We start from the raw sequence: 14,803 nt of genomic DNA, 5'->3' as shown, positions 1-14,803 counted from the left end.
CGGCCGTCCTGAGCCGTTACATCAGCCGAAGCACGATTCTCTGAAGGAGGGAGGGCAGGTCGCGTCGAGCGTCGACCACGAGATGAACGAAAACGGTCTCGTCGCGGACCTGATAAATGATCCGGTTCTTGCCGGAAAGGCCTTGCCGGAAACCGTCCTCGAAGAAGCCCTCAAGCTCGGCAGGCGCATGACCGCTAGCGGGGAACTGGCGAATGTGCGTGATCGTCTCCTGCAGTTGCGTCGATGTCTGACGCCACATTTCCCATCCGAATGTGCGGACACCATAGCTTCTGCGTTCGTCAATGCCGATCCGCGCCGTCGGGAAGATGCGGTATTTCAGCAGCGGTGCCGCCATCAGCGGAGCTTTTCCTGACGATCGAGCTCGTTGAGCCCCGCAAAGAACTCGTCGCCATCGACGTGATCCCCGCGCTCGATGTGCTTCTGGCCGATAGCCAGGATTTTCGGGAGCGCGAGGGTCTGCTGCGTCGATTCGTAGCTTCGCACATCCTGGACGACGAGCTTCGCTTCACCGTTCTGCGTGATGATGAGCGGCTCTCCCGAATCAGTCAGGTCCTTGACGATTTGCGCCGCTTCGCTTTTGAGGTAGCTGATTGGCTTCACATGGTCGGCGAGATGCGTCAAGCGCTCCGGTGAGGATCACACAGGACCAAATTTAAACCATTAAGGGTCCGGCGGCGATCTGCGGTGCGTCCATGCGCAACTACATTTGACATAATGTAATTTATCAACATTTGTGTTGTAGCGGCAATATGAGAATGTCGGGTTTCATAGGATCAACGCAAAGTTGCTATGGAATTCTCCCAAAATCCACCGAATGTATTTTGATATCGCCGCATCGGGGCTTTTCGACAAATAAATCGTGCATTAGATGGAACAAAACGCGCTGAGGTTGTTTCGTAGAGACTTTAGGTGGAGTCGTCGTTTTCCCGCGCCCCCGTCAGTTGTGATCAAACAGTGCGCCGGAGTATAAATGCGCGGTCTGCCGTCGAAAGCGTTTTCGCCATCCCGGCGAACCCGCCCGTCAGCTTCTTAAGGTGACTTCCAAGTTAGCGTCACGCGACATCTCGGCAACTTCGACGACGAGCGCCGTGTGCAGCGGCGCACTCCGATCGACTACATCAACGTTCAGGCACACGCAGCGCAACGCCGAATATCGTTCGACTAGCACTATCTTCATGCCCGGATCGGCGGCGCACACTTCTCAGAAAGGGGGAAATCCGATTAGTCTCGCGGCACGCTCCACCTTTCCGGGACCTGAAACATCCGCACCCACACTCTCTTATTGCCATGCCGTGAGCTCCGAGGCATGCCCACACGCCCTCATGACGACTCTTCAAGTGCACTGAGCTCCGCGAGCGTTATCGGCTTTAGTGGGGGCCGCACGCGTTGGAAACCAACCGCAGCAACGGAGCGACATTGCGCAGATGCCAGCAAATTAGCAACGGTGTAGCCGCATTGACGACCCTGACACGGGCCCATGCCCGCGCGCGTGAACGCTTTTAGCTGGTTCGGCCCCGGCTGGCCGAGCTGCGCGGCCAGCCGTACATCGCCAGCGGTTACCTCTTCGCAGCGACAGACAATCGTCTCATCGGGCGGCGTGAAAATCTCCGTACGCGGCCGATAGATCGAATCAAGCAGAGGCCGCATCGCCAGCTCATGTCCGAGCCGCCGATGCAGCGGCGCTGCAAGCTCGCTTGCGCGCTCGACTGAGAGTGCGCCCGAGGAAAGTGCGACGCCGGTAGCAGCAAGTTCACCGCGTGTGCACGCGGCTTTCGCGCCGCCGATGCCGGCGCCGTCGCCTGCGACATAGAGACCAGTCATGCTGGTTTCACCCCACGTATCAACTTCGGGCTCAAAGCAAAGTTGTGCTTCGTTCCATCGATGGCTGCATCCCATCGCCTGAGTGAAGTGGATAGACGGCACGACGCCTTCATGAACCAGAAGAATGTCGGCAGCCACATCGCCCGACAGCCCGTTCTCGGTGCGATAGACAATCTGTTCAAGACGGCCGATACCGAAAGCGCGAAGGCTACTGACGTTTCGAACAATGGGGAACCCCCTCCCGCGCAATCTTGCCGACCACAGTAGCCCCTTAAGGAGATCATGCCAGCCGTCAACTGCACCACGTAGAGTCGGAAGGCCCCGACGGAGGGCGCCGCGGGGAGTCGTGTCAAGCCAACCTGCAATCCTACCGCCGGCGTCGAGCAGCTGGGTCATGTAGAGCAGTGGCAATGGACCACTACCGGCTATCCAGACGGGTTGATCGGGTATCTGGTGAGCGCTTTTATGCAGAATCTGCGCGGCACCGACTGTCATTACACCCGGAAGCGTCCAACCTGGGAAAGGCATGGGCCGTTCCTGTGCGCCCGTCGCTAGTAACACATGGCGCGCGCGAATACTTTCGGCGCCATCCGCGCGGCTCAAAAAGACAATCCACTCCGCGGAACCGGCGGGTTTCCCTGGGCTAGGCGCTCGCTCGATCTGCCATACACGGGTCTCCGGCAGGTAGTGTGCACCGCATTCGCGAAAGTTCTGTACCACTGCCGCGCCTGCGCTGTACGCAGCGCCTAACCCTTGATGAACACCACGTCGGACGTTTTCTTCGATGGCGCGCCATATCTGACCGCCCGGTGCTGGCTGTTCGTCTACGAGGATCGTGGTCATTCCAAGCCGAGCAGAACGTATTGCGGCACTCATGCCGGCAGGTCCTGCACCTACAATCAGAATATCGAACGTTCGCATCACAAATGCACCTCACCACCAGGAAGATCGCCACCACCGTCGTCTGACTCAGCGATCGCCTCACTGAGATTGCGGCGACCGTGTTGGCGTTGGATGCGCATCCCGTCGCGCACGATCGTCAGACAGGTCTGCGTGGACGCTACACCATCGACGACAGCAAGGCATTCGAAGCACACACCCATCATGCAAAAAGGTCCGCGTGGACTGCCGCTTCGCGGCGTGGTGCGAGCGACGGGGTTGTCCTCGCGCACGAGGACTGCCGCCACGGATTCGCCTCGCTCGGCGTTCACACGCCTGCCGTCGATCGATACCGTGACCACGGCGTCCTCGGCGGGACTAGATAACTTGCGAAACATCAAAGCGCCTATGATGGAAGAACTCGAAGTTTTCTGGCAGTACGTTGCGCGCGAGAGCATCCGCAACTGGTCCAGCATGAACCGCCGCGAGGGTGATGCCGGAATGACAGAGCGCGATCCAAGCACCAGGATACGTCGAAGATTGTGCGTACACAGGATGCCCGTCCGGGGTGATGATGCGCAGACATGCCCAATGCCTAACAAGGCGAGCCATAGCAAGGTCCGGCAAAATTCGTAGGGCTCGCTTTGTCATCTTGGCGGCGGTGAAGGTAGTAGTACCGAGATCCATACCGACTTCCTCATGACTTACACCTATCATTACTGTACCCTCGCGAGTCTGGCGAATGCCGCTAGCGGGGAGGCGCAGAATTGGGTCGAGCCGTTCAGTGACCAGCAGTTGGCCACGCTGGGGACGCAACGGGACGTCGAGCGCCACCATTGCCCCCAAGGCTGTGGAACCAAGCCCGGCCGCAATGATCAACTGTCCCGTTTCGAAACAACGCGGACCTGTCGAGGTTTGCACATGAACACGAAAACTACCGTCAGGACATGGCTCAATCTTCGACACCGTGTGATTGCCAGCTAGAGTGCCGCCACGTAACTCAATGGCCTGCTGCAGCGCCCGCAACAGCTTAAGCGGATTGCAATGGCCATCGGCAACGCCAATTCCAGCCCCCACCACTTCCCGCCCGAGCCGTGTACCAGGCAGCAGCCTTTCTAATACCGATCGATCGATCATGCGCGAACACGGGTCGATTTTCGGGCTTTGCGCATTCCAGCTCGCGAGGAATTCGGCTTCCTCTTCAAAATCCGCTTCACTTAGGCAAAAGCGCAAGCAGCCATCGTTTTCATACTCGACATCAATGCCAGTTTCATCGTGCAGCGCTGTTGCGAAAACGGACCAAAGTGCGACGCTCTCGCGTGACAGCTGCTGGTAGCGGGGCGCGCCATATCCCTTCCCGTATGCGCCGACAAGACCGAAATTCGCTTTCGACGCGCGCGGGTCGCAATCACCCCCGTCGAGCACAAGCGCACGCTTCCCTCGCCCCAGCATCCCGTGCGCCAATGCGCAGCCGACAACACCGCCGCCAACTATGATGACGTCATGGTTTTCGCGTATCAAGCCCGCCTCTTTTCCTGAATGATTTGGTTAACTCTATGATCGTCGCAGCAAGGCGTCAAAGTCGAATTTCAAGTACGAGGTATTCTCAGCGGTTATGGTCCAAAACGCGGGCGCCCCCCGGTAGGCGATAGAGCTCCACGAAAAAACGGCGAGCGATTTCTCGAGCAACGCTCGCTCACCAGATTCTTCAACGAGGCGGGCGTAGTTTCGCTTTCTAGCACGACGTTGAGGTCGACGCCGTAGGAACGGATAGCGTCATTGAAAGCACTAGTCGTCCGGTTATCTGCCGCATATCCGATAAAAGGGATCCCGACGACGCGACCGGTTGCGTCGGTTTCCACGCTGATCTCGCGCTGCCCCACCGCGATGCGGCCTCTGGTAGGGATCTCAAGGAGATTCATGCATCGCAAAAACGTACTTTTTCCCGACCCAGAACTACCAATTAACGAGATCACGTCGCCCCGCTCAGCCTGAAGCGAGACCCCTTTGAGCACTTCGTGAACGCCGTAACTTTTGTATATGCCATCGGCTACGAGAGCCGGTGTTTTATGGCCCACCATGCCGATCGTGGTCCCGCCCGCCTCTGGGGTCATTGACAAGGCGTAACTCGCAGATTGGTACGCCGATCGAAGTGCATTAGCCACCTTCATCTCATCTCCTCATGACTGAACATCTCAGGTTTGACATTTACGTCAACCTGAGAAGAATTATCGTTATAGATATTAATTAAACGTTGTACTGCCTTGCGCTGTCGGACCTGCAATGAACGCGATGGAAGCGCCAAGCACACTCGACGGACGAAAAAAGGCGGCCGGCCGGTCGTTCGCTCGATTTACGCCCGTCTCAGCGCCCAGCGATTGCGGATAAGCTCAGAATACGTATGCCCAAATTGGGTGTCAAAGTCGAGTTGAGACACGATGGTATTCCTCCGGGTTATACCACCTTGCGTTACATCGGGTACGTTTGCGGGTCGCACGAGCGCATGTTGAGGTTGCGCCCCAAGACTTCGGTCGCGTGCCCGTTCTGGATTTGGCACAATTTGCACCGCATACGCAATGCGAGCATTCTGATGTCAAGGAGACCGCCGCACCCCTCCGAAAATGGCCGTCTCCAGGCGCCAACGCATCACAGAACCTTCCGTGATCGAGCCCCTTTTACTCTTCGATCCAATTTAACGATCGCTTGAGGGTCGAAATTGTTCCAAGGTTTTCGTTTGCCTTCGGCCGATCGGCAGGGCCGCCCGCAATTTGACTACCAATGTCATAAGCGACCAATGATCTCTTGAGGGGCGAGGTAGGCGCTGGCTTGCCTCGGGCTGCCAGCGATGCGGCAATAATGCGGCGATGGGCTGGCCCTCGTGGGCAGGCGCGTGAGGATGTCCTTGAGATTGCGTGCGGGTCTTGCCTATTGAGTTGCGCGAAGCGTAGTAAGCCACCGGCCGATACGCGCGTCTTCGCCGGCGGTAAAGCGCACGAAGCTCGCACGGCTGTAGCCGAGGCGGCATACCATTTGCCCCCGATATGTCCCTCTAACGTAAATACACCCGGTGCGTAGTCGAGCTTCTCCCGGATGTCTTCGCCGATTCGCACGCATTTCATCACCGAAACGATGATGAGGCTAACCTCAATCCTTGAAGTTATCCCCCCCAAAAATCATATTATTAGAGCTTCTTAGGCATTCGGACGCGCAATACTCTTTTCGAACGAAGTACTCATACAGGCCTTTAACGGCTCCAAGTCAGCTTTTGAGCGCAGTTCTTCAACCGCGGCGAGCAGTTGCTCCTGCTGCGCACCAGTGGCGTGAAACCGCGTCGCCGCAACGTACTTTGCCTTGAGTTCTTCCCAGGAGAGGGAGTCACCGGCTTCGCCGCGTGGCTCGGTAACCTCCGATACATACCGACGTCCCCCGCACACGATTGTGACTCGCGCGAGTGTTCTGGCAGGGAATTGTTTATCAATTTCGGCGTCGACCGTTAGCGAGACCTTGTTGGCGAGTGCGCTCACTCCCTCGTAAGTTAAGCAGTCTATCGTGAGGGGCAAAAGCGACTCTCGTCCCGCGAGGGCGGCGAGGGCCACGCAATAAGGGATGCTGTACTGAACGTCAACAAGGGTAGCTGGGCAGGTCTGATTCGCGATGCGCAGCGCGCCGCCGTACGTCTCGATGTCGATCGCCTCAATCGCCTTCGCGTCGAGTCGATATTGCTCGATCAGCCTCAGGGTGGCTTCCAAGGGCGGGTGAACGTGCCGGCAGCAGCAATAAAGCTTGTAGTAGGCGTTGCAGATATGCAGAGACTCCCCGAGGGGCGATACGTCGGCAAACCTATAGAGCAGACCGCTGTCAAGTATGTTCCGGGGACCGGTGAACCCGCCTTCTGCGAGATCGAGCGCGAGCATCCCGGTCACTACGGACCATGGTATGCCTTCCTTAATGTCGCTGCTCTCCGGTGTTGGGAAGGAGAGCGGTGGCGCGCTCATGAACGACGAATTGGGCGCGCTTTCGCCTGCGATAGCCAACGCATGCTCGACTACACTACACGAGGCACACCTCAAGGCCGCGGCAGTTGCGACAACTGCGTAGGATGACCACGTACCTGTCGTACCGTATGTTGTACGGGCCGCAGCGATCGATACGCCGACTTCATAACCGATGACAATTGACGCAATCAAATCTTCCAGCCCGGCTCCCATTTCAGCCGCAACCGCAAAGGCCACCGGAATGACCGCCGCGCCCGGGTGCCCGCGCGCGCGTCGATGCCCGTCGTCGAGATCTAGCATCGACGCAGCCGCGCTATTCGCCCACGCAGCACCGACGACCGAACTGCCCGTTCCAGTGAACCACATCGGTATATCGCCCGATCCCAGATATTTACATGCTGTCGCGCGAATCGCGACAGCACCTGGCTCGCTAGCCCCTGCCCCCACCGCGCATAAGAGGTCGAGGATGCGTTTTAGCGCAGATTCCCTGGCAACCCCGGACACCCGCCTACCGCGAGCTTCGACGACATAAGATGCAATACGATGAATCGTGCTTTGCTGCAGAGAAAGCTCGTCATCAGGCGGAGGATTGTTCATGACGTTCCAGAATTATGTGACCGACCAAACGTGCGTAACGCACAAATCCATGTTCAAAATGATTGCACCGCGTGCGACCGCCCAGGGATCCGATGGAAGCCCCTGGTCGTCGCCACGGATACGACGGACGGGTCGTAACGTCTCCAAGGGGACTCGAAGCTTTGTCAATGAGCATGCGAGTACTTGCCGTGAAAGATCGGAATGCCGCTTTTCGCAAGTAACCCGAACCCGACCACCTCTGGCAACATCTACGCCGATCTGCGACGCCCGACCGTCCTTAATAACAATTGTGCGCTGATGCTACTGCCAACCCTCCCGACGCTCACTCGAGTGACGAGACATGTTAGGCGCGTCTCGTCGAAAAATCAAAGTCCGATTTTCAAACGTCAACATTCCAGAAGGTTATAGCGCTGCATTGCTTTCTCCCGAGCATTTAACAAAATGCAGGGTCTATTGGCGAGTACATCGTCTCTGCATAACGCCGGAAAAAGGCGAGGATATGTCGGTGCACTACGGACGGGACGCCGTTTTTGTCCGGGACCGAAGCCCCTTTCCACGCGCAGCGTACCGAATGATGCACTGATCTCGACGTCCAGCGCGGGAGATCACGAAGCTGCAGAGGTTGCTGAAACGATGAAGACAAATGGCTTGGAGCAAAGGTGCGAGGTGAACTGCCTGAGTTGCTCGCTTCCCTAAAGGCAACTCCGCACCCATAACCTCCCAGAATACATCCACGATCAAACCGGACTTTGACACGAGATTTCTGTCTCTCTATTCTGAGCCCCATTAGCTTTGCTTCTCACTGGATAAGACGGAACGTGCCTTTTCTGCCGCAGTTTGATGCAGCCAATAAAAGCCTTTACAAGGACAAACGCTTGTTTTGCAACCGATAGTGTTTTCGCACGTAAGAGCATCGCATTGAGCACCAAAACCCACCACACTCAATGTAGTTTTGCAGATCGATGCTATCTCATATGCGAAGAACGTCTACGTAACGTTTCGTTTGCCCTCTCCTAAAGACGATGGGTTCGGGCTTGGGCTGAGAAATTTAGTACATAACCGCCCCGGTCGTGCACGGCCAGTGGACTATTCCAAGGTAGAAGGTACATGCAAGTGACAATCGTGGGAGCCGGCGCAATCGCTTTGGGTTATGCGGCGTATCTCATACAGAATGGACATAAACCGAAAGTTTGGTCTCCATCGGGAGCCCGGACTGCAGACTTCGTTGCTGGACTCCCCCTTCACGTGAAGGGAGCGGTCGAGGGAGAGTTCTACTTGGAAGTCTGCGGGAAAGCGGAAGATGTTGGCGGCGCCGATGTCATTATTTTGGCATTGCCGGCCTACGGATACCGATTCGTCCTCGACAGCATCATCCCTCATATCCGCGCACACCATAGCGTAATCATCAGCGCTCATCTTTCATTTGCCGCTCTCTACATTTCCCAGCGCCTTGCGGCGCGGGGGCTCGTCATCCCCATAGCAGCTTGGAGCACCACGGTGCTAACGTGCAAGACTCAGTCTGCGAAAGCTATCACGGTAGGCACGATCCGCGCCAAGGTCGACATGGCCGCATTTCCAAGCCGCCACATCCACCGGATTCATACCACTTGCGTTTCACTCTTCGGAGACCGGTTCGCACTGAAGGACGACATGCTGACGCTGACGCTCAGCAACATTAATCCGCAAGATCACATGGGTATTGCGCTAGCCAACTTGACCCGTATTGAGAAGGGCGAAAGCTGGAGCCAAAACTCCAATCTGACACCGACAGTCGGGAGGCTCCTTGAGGCTCTAGACCAAGAGAGACTTGCCATCGCAGCAGCATTCGGAAAGTCAGTGAGAACGACCTTTGATCATTGCAGGCTGTCCTTTGGCGTGGTTGGTGACTCACTTTCGGCAATATCGGAGCAACTGGTCCGGCAAGGGAGTGATCCGCTCGGCCCGAGAGACATCGCCACGCGCTACGTGCTCGAAGACGTGCCGTTCGGGTTGGTACCGACGCTTCGACTCGCCGAACTGGCTGGGGTGAGAGCACCCTTGCACGAGAGCGGCGTGGTAATTCTCGGCGCCTGTTACGGTCGGGACTTTGTGGCGGACAACGACATTCTTCCCGAGATTGGACCGCTTCAAATCGACACCCTCAAGAGGCTTGTGGTCGACGGCTATGCCGTTCCAACCTAGATGCAATTACATCCGGCGCGGCGCTCGATGGGCGCCCGAGTCCGACGCCACCGACGCGATAGAAGCAGAAGTACTATGCCGCAAATCCGACTTGGAGTTTATGAGAAACCAAAATGAAGATTAAAACGCTGCTGGTCGCCCTGTGCGCAACGTCCATTCCAGTTGCGGCATTCGCGTACGATGGAAAGGAACTTAATTCGGAGTCGACAGCGCTTACCCGCCAATTGAGTCGACAACCTCGAGTGGCGAGCTCGTTGGATTTGACATCGATCTGGGCAGGGTCGTGATTTCGGTTTCGCGCGAGGTCCGGCCGTCCACGACGCCGCCATCTTCGGTCCCGGCGTCAGCATCGGTGTGAGAAAGCGTGACAGGGCCCTGCTCGAAGCAATCAACGGTGCGATCGACAGTCTCCGCAAGGACGGGACGTATAACCGAATTGCAAAGAAGTACTTCACGTTCGACATTTACGGCAGTTAATCGACTTCAACTGCCCAGCAAAACAGACCGCGTGCCCGACCCAGGGTTGCGCATAAAAAAGCATCGAGACCCACAATATAAGGTTTGGAGACCTCAATGAAAATCAAAATTTTTGCAGCTTTCGTGATGTCAGCCGCCGCAGCTCCCGCAATGGCCCAAAGTACGGTGACGCTCTACGGTCTGATCGATGAAGGAATCAACTATACGAATAACGTCGGTGGCGACAAGCTGTTCGAGCTCCAGAGCGGTACGGTCCAAGGGAGTCGTTGGGGTTTGAAGGGAGCGGAGGATCTCGGCGGCGGTCTCAAGGCAGTTTTCCAGCTGGAGAGCGGCTTTAATGTCAATAATGGCAAGCTCGGTCAGGGTGGCCTGATGTTTGGGCGACAGGCGTGGGTCGGCGTCGCATCCAACCAATACGGGACGGTTACTCTCGGTCGACAGTACGACTCCGTCGTCAACTATCTGGCTCAAACGACGGCGAATGGCACATGGGGCGGGGGCATGTTCTCCCATCCGTACGACAACGACAACACGGACAACACCTTCCGTGTCAACAATACTGTCAAGTACACAAGCCCCGAGATTGCCGGCTTTAAATTTGGCGGCACGTACAGCTTTAGCAACGACACCAACTTCGCCAACAATCGCGCGTACAGCATGGGCGTCCAATACGTCATAGGCGGCCTGCTGCTGGAAGCCGCCTATCTGCAGGCGAACAACCAGTCGTCCACCGCCGGTGGTGCAATCGGGAACAATCCCGCTGCGGATGAAAATTTTCTGGGGAACAAGCTGCGCATCTTCGGCGCGGGGGCAACCTACACGTTTGGTTCGGCCAACGTGGGCATCTCGTATTCGAATACCTTCGTCGCCAATCCGGTGTCTTCGGGATACGTCGGCAAGATTACGCCAGCCTCGGGCACGCTTTCCAACCTGCGTTACCAGAATTTCGAAATCAACGGCAAGTACCAGTTCACGCCAGCCTTCTTCGTCGGGGCGATGTATACGTACACCCTGAGCGGTTTCAACGCCACCACTGGAAAGCTACAGCCGAATTACGAAACTGCGGGGCTGATGGCTGATTACTCACTGTCAAAGCGCACGGACGTCTATGTACAGAGTGCGTATCAGCACGTCGGTGGTGACCGTACTGGCAGCGCCCTCGACTTCGCCTTTGTGCCGGTGGCCGATGACGTATCGTCGAATCGCAATCAGGTGGTTGCGCGCGTCGGCCTGCGTCATAAATTCTAAACCGGGCCAGATATCGCTCGATTGGCGTTCGTCCACGTTCCGAGCGAACCTGTTGGGCGGCGCCTTGCGCCAGCCCGGTTCCTACAGAAGCGGAGAGCGTCCTCACAAGCGCACCCACATGCCGGCCCTCCGCGGTGATCTCCTGCGAGTGTGTTTGCGCTTGCACATGTAGGCGCGCGTTCGTCGCATCAGCGCGTGCCTGCGTCGGCCCTTTCTTCGGCGCCCAACTGCCATAGGGTGATGGAACGGCTCAACCATATCCCGCCCCGCCTGACGATGCTGAAGCAAACTACTACCGGCAATTCAACAATACTGTTGCAGCCGGTATCGACTTAAACCAGGCGGCCTCCACGATTCCGAAGGCGATTCAAGTTACCCGATGGATCCTGTCACTTCTTGGTAGCCGAAGCTAACGGCAATCGGAAAGTCGCGCTATCTACGAATCGCAAAAGCTCCGCCTTCGACATGTGGTCTACACCGAGGCGCTTCAGATTACGGCCAGTTTGAAAATAGTTAACGCCGTTGATGGAGGAAGCGATTTCAATCACGGCTTTGATTGCCCGAGACTCTATGCCCACTCTGGCGCCGAGTTCGTACCACGGGACCAGGATATATGGAATATCTTCACATATATATCTATGTTGCATACGATTAGGCGTTTTGACCTTCGTGGAGTTATGGGTTTTGGATTGGAAAGCGAAATCGGAGAAGTTGGCACAATCTCCGCCGTAAAAGCCGATCATTTCCTCGAGGACTGTCGGCAGTCGAAAACCGAAAGCCTCTCCGATTTTCAATCGCTCATTGTCCAACGCCTCTATGACCCTTCCGACAGAGGGTGAGATCCCGTCACGATAGAATAAAAAATCTCCTTTTGTACTTTCTATCCATCCCGTATTTAAAATACCCCCGACAGGATGGATGACACCATTATTCGACTGCATTCCAATTGCGAAAATGTTATCCCACCACAAGAGCCTTTCCGGAAAGATTGCGGTGATTTGCGATAACTGTTTCTCATCCATGGCGTTCGAAAAAGCAGCAATCGGCAAACAATTCTTAATTCCAGTGATCCGGACTTCGCCGTCCCTGACCGACGACGCATAGGGCGAGGAATTTGTCTCCAGAACTGCCTGCGGGTTTAGCTCTCTTGAACCCATTGGGGAAAAAAAATTGGCATTATTGACTATGATGACATGTCGACTCAAATCGAAACCTTTTAGATCACCAATGAGATCGTCATGCGCGTATGCTGGAACAGCAATCACGAGAAAACGCGAGAAGTTTACGGCCTCATCCATATCAGTAGTTACAGTCGGATAAAACTCACCCGTGATAGCCATGCTAGCCAACAAGCGACCGTTCGCTCGGATCGCATCAATATTACGACGATGATCTGGCTTCCCGTAAAGGAGAACTTCGAATCCACGACTAGCCAAATCGGCCGCGAAAGCGCATCCACAATTTCCGGCACCGATGATTGAAACTGGAAACCTTAATGGCATGTCCTCTCCGCATAAACAAACAGAAGTTTTCTGTGACGCCACCCAATATTGCGACGTCATGCAAGGCTGAACGCCGATCAGTAGTTGTGCGTTAGCACGACGACGGCACGCAACGAACGTGCCACCGCGGAACGAGGCCACCTCTTTAAACGGCTCATATACCGGTTAATGTGGTGAGGAGAACAAGACGCGATTCCTCGTCCAGTGCAGATCATGTCGCGAACGTTACAAATCCAGCATCTTGAGTTAGATCTGTCCGAATCTCGACGTGTTTGTAAGGCAATGCGTATTAACCACCGCTGAACAATCATCTGTGCGGAAAGGTTATAAGGCCAAAACGGTGTTTTGGCACTCGGATCGCGCAGGTATGTTGGTGCGAGCTTCTTACAACACGAGTTCCGCTGTCGGATACATCTCAATGATCTTCAATTTGGCGCCCTGGTGCCGTAGGCCCGCGAACACCTCCAATAGAGCCTCCCACTCTGTACGTAGGGGCGTTCATTCCATTTGTCGTCGCGTAGTAGCCGACGCTGCGCGACTGGGTCATCCGTCGTGAAGTGTTACAGACCCAATCGCGCGCCAGGACGGGACACGAAGGCACCGCTTGCGACAAACCGCGCGCCGTTTGTCGGGAATCCGACGTCGGCCATTTCAGCCGAGGCAATTTCGCGAAATGCGCCAAAAGTTCATTCACCGGGGATTTCGAGCTTTCAGGCCGACATGGTGCGAAAGCTGCATGCAGACAGCTATCCGACCTGGGATATTTCGACAAACCGCGACGTCCCGTAACGCGGCTCAATTCCGTCCACGCTGAAATGGCCCCGACAGTTAGCCGATATGCGCCGTGTGGGCTTCGTTACCACACGCGATCGCGCTGGCACTCCTTTTTCGCGGGACCTTCGCAACATGAGAAAACTTTTCGTGATGACGCGCACAACGAAATTCTGCCTTCTGCGGTATGTCGGTTTGAATCGTGTCACGTTAAGAAATCCTTATATAAGTCACGATTCTTTTGAGACATCGGAGCAGTCTGGCTACAAGTTGGCAACCCAAAATCGGCTTTTTCGCACACGATTTAGAAAGCTGCGCGGGATTGCGTTCATGTTCTACGCGATTCTTCTCTTCGCAATAAGCAATGCGGTTGCGAGGCTCATTCCGGCAAGATATCCGGCGAACGAGATGATGTTCTTTCGGATGCTATCCGGATTAATTCCCGCCGCGTTCGTGTTCGGGACTCGCCGCATTCAATGGAAGGAACTCACGATATATCGCTTAGGCGGTCATTTCATCAGAGCCGTCACAGGGCTTGCCGCAGTAGGATTTTTCATTGCCGGCGTGCCATATCTGCCTTTATCAACTGCTGTAACGCTGAAGGAGACAGAAGCAATCTTTGTCTGCTTTTTCGGGATCGTGTTCTTGGGTGAGCGTTTTCGTCTACCTACGGCGATAGCGTCGATGTCCGGATTCGTGGGAGTCGCGGTGGCCTCCTCACCATTTAGCGCCAATGGCGGGTCGCTGCGCGCAATGATTCTAATTCTGCTAAGTGCTATGTTTAGCGCCGGTTCAGTCATCCAAGTCAAGAGACTCTCGCGAACTGACGAGCCAGCGACAATCGTCTTCTATTACACAATCATAGCGACGATTGTTAGCGGAGTGTCACTTTCCGTCGCTTGGGTAACGCCAGATCTAAGGGATTTCGGGTACATGGTTCTATTTGGGCTGACTGCAGGTGTAGCGCAACTTATGCTAACGATCGCAGTCGCGACTGTCGCCACCTCAATCGTCGCCTCATTTGGTTACCTTAGCATTGTATGGGCAATCATTTTCGACTATTTGATTTGGGGGGAGGTCATTTCTCTACAGGTAGCACTCGGAACGGTCATAATCATTGCAAGTGTGCTCTACCTGTCGTGTCGCGCCTAAATGATCCTTTGTGACAGAGCAATCTGCGCATGACCACGACCAGATACTGATATGACTTTCGCAGTCGAGTACCGCAAAGGTGACGACGCGAGCGACAGGACGCGCCGCTCAAGCTCGTCTTCTTCCAGATGTTCGACCGACGCCCAGCCCAGTCCTGCC

Annotated in this window: 12 protein-coding genes and 1 pseudogene; 4 read left to right on the top strand and 9 right to left on the bottom strand. The window is 55.7% G+C overall.

Translation table 11 applies throughout. The annotated features are described in order from the left end of the window. Nucleotides 1–16 precede the first annotated feature (16 nt). The 8 genes and pseudogenes from OKW30_RS00860 to OKW30_RS00825 all read right to left on the bottom strand — a co-directional run bounded on the left by OKW30_RS00860 (nt 17) and on the right by OKW30_RS00825 (nt 7,313). Nucleotides 17–355: a type II toxin-antitoxin system RelE/ParE family toxin gene (locus OKW30_RS00860; RefSeq protein WP_429345729.1), complete on the bottom strand. Its 339-nt coding sequence runs from the start codon at nt 353–355 to the stop codon at nt 17–19. Then, nucleotides 355–642, bottom strand: a complete 288-nt coding sequence (locus OKW30_RS00855) for a type II toxin-antitoxin system Phd/YefM family antitoxin (protein WP_429345728.1) — start codon at nt 640–642, stop codon at nt 355–357. Before OKW30_RS00855 ends, OKW30_RS00860 begins: the two co-directional genes overlap by 1 nt. A gap of 699 nt (nt 643–1,341) precedes the next feature. Beyond that, entirely contained in the window at nt 1,342–2,763 is a 1,422-nt protein-coding gene (locus tag OKW30_RS00850) for an FAD-dependent oxidoreductase (RefSeq protein WP_429345727.1), read from the bottom strand. Beyond that, on the bottom strand, nt 2,763–3,119 hold the full coding sequence (locus OKW30_RS00845; RefSeq protein ID WP_184072383.1) for a (2Fe-2S)-binding protein: 357 nt from the start codon (nt 3,117–3,119) through the stop codon (nt 2,763–2,765). The genes OKW30_RS00850 and OKW30_RS00845 overlap by 1 nt, the downstream gene beginning before the upstream one ends. Next, the gene (locus tag OKW30_RS00840; RefSeq protein WP_429345726.1) at nt 3,100–4,242 is read right to left on the bottom strand and encodes an NAD(P)/FAD-dependent oxidoreductase; all 1,143 of its coding nucleotides are present in this window, start codon (nt 4,240–4,242) and stop codon (nt 3,100–3,102) included. Before OKW30_RS00840 ends, OKW30_RS00845 begins: the two co-directional genes overlap by 20 nt. Before the next feature lie 92 nt (nt 4,243–4,334). Beyond that, the gene (locus OKW30_RS00835) at nt 4,335–4,892 is read right to left on the bottom strand and encodes an ATP-binding cassette domain-containing protein (RefSeq protein ID WP_429345725.1); all 558 of its coding nucleotides are present in this window, start codon (nt 4,890–4,892) and stop codon (nt 4,335–4,337) included. 662 nt (nt 4,893–5,554) lie between these two features. Then, nucleotides 5,555–5,672: pseudogene (locus tag OKW30_RS00830) on the bottom strand (transposase domain-containing protein); the annotation flags it as partial. A 240-nt stretch (nt 5,673–5,912) separates the two neighbouring features. Continuing rightward, on the bottom strand, nt 5,913–7,313 hold the full coding sequence (locus OKW30_RS00825; RefSeq protein WP_429345724.1) for an MmgE/PrpD family protein: 1,401 nt from the start codon (nt 7,311–7,313) through the stop codon (nt 5,913–5,915). A 1,107-nt stretch (nt 7,314–8,420) separates the two neighbouring features. Here OKW30_RS00825 and OKW30_RS00820 point away from each other — a divergent pair. The 3 genes from OKW30_RS00820 to OKW30_RS00810 all read left to right on the top strand — a co-directional run bounded on the left by OKW30_RS00820 (nt 8,421) and on the right by OKW30_RS00810 (nt 11,219). Beyond that, nucleotides 8,421–9,494 (top strand): NAD/NADP octopine/nopaline dehydrogenase family protein, encoded by a 1,074-nt coding sequence (locus tag OKW30_RS00820; RefSeq protein ID WP_429345723.1) that lies wholly within the window; start codon nt 8,421–8,423, stop codon nt 9,492–9,494. A 327-nt stretch (nt 9,495–9,821) separates the two neighbouring features. Further along, on the top strand, nt 9,822–9,971 hold the full coding sequence (locus tag OKW30_RS00815; protein ID WP_184072404.1) for a transporter substrate-binding domain-containing protein: 150 nt from the start codon (nt 9,822–9,824) through the stop codon (nt 9,969–9,971). A gap of 96 nt (nt 9,972–10,067) precedes the next feature. Then, entirely contained in the window at nt 10,068–11,219 is a 1,152-nt protein-coding gene (locus OKW30_RS00810) for a porin (RefSeq protein ID WP_429345722.1), read from the top strand. A gap of 389 nt (nt 11,220–11,608) precedes the next feature. Here the strand turns inward: OKW30_RS00810 and OKW30_RS00805 are convergent, their stop codons facing one another. Further along, on the bottom strand, nt 11,609–12,721 hold the full coding sequence (locus OKW30_RS00805) for an NAD/NADP octopine/nopaline dehydrogenase family protein (protein WP_429345721.1): 1,113 nt from the start codon (nt 12,719–12,721) through the stop codon (nt 11,609–11,611). Between the two features lie 1,041 nt (nt 12,722–13,762). Here OKW30_RS00805 and OKW30_RS00800 point away from each other — a divergent pair. After that, a complete protein-coding gene (locus tag OKW30_RS00800; protein ID WP_429346085.1) occupies nt 13,763–14,644 on the top strand; it encodes a DMT family transporter in 882 nt (293 codons plus the stop codon). Nucleotides 14,645–14,803: the final 159 nt, after the last annotated feature.

This window comes from Paraburkholderia sp. Clong3, from assembly GCF_050436485.1.
Classification (GTDB): Bacteria; Pseudomonadota; Gammaproteobacteria; order Burkholderiales; family Burkholderiaceae; genus Paraburkholderia; species Paraburkholderia tuberum.
Note: the sequence above shows the minus strand (reverse complement) of the source record. Positions and strands in the feature narration are given on the sequence as shown.

Excerpts from the sequence above, each read along its gene's own strand:
- OKW30_RS00860 (WP_429345729.1), bottom strand. The coding sequence starts at position 355 with ATGGCGGCACCGCTGCTGAAATACCGCATCTTCCCGACGGCGCGGATC.
- OKW30_RS00850 (WP_429345727.1), bottom strand. The coding sequence starts at position 2,763 with ATGCGAACGTTCGATATTCTGATTGTAGGTGCAGGACCTGCCGGCATG.
- OKW30_RS00845 (WP_184072383.1), bottom strand. The coding sequence starts at position 3,119 with ATGTTTCGCAAGTTATCTAGTCCCGCCGAGGACGCCGTGGTCACGGTA.
- OKW30_RS00835 (WP_429345725.1), bottom strand. The coding sequence starts at position 4,892 with ATGAAGGTGGCTAATGCACTTCGATCGGCGTACCAATCTGCGAGTTAC.
- OKW30_RS00825 (WP_429345724.1), bottom strand. The coding sequence starts at position 7,313 with ATGAACAATCCTCCGCCTGATGACGAGCTTTCTCTGCAGCAAAGCACG.
- OKW30_RS00820 (WP_429345723.1), top strand. The coding sequence starts at position 8,421 with ATGCAAGTGACAATCGTGGGAGCCGGCGCAATCGCTTTGGGTTATGCG.
- OKW30_RS00810 (WP_429345722.1), top strand. The coding sequence starts at position 10,068 with ATGAAAATCAAAATTTTTGCAGCTTTCGTGATGTCAGCCGCCGCAGCT.
- OKW30_RS00805 (WP_429345721.1), bottom strand. The coding sequence starts at position 12,721 with ATGCCATTAAGGTTTCCAGTTTCAATCATCGGTGCCGGAAATTGTGGA.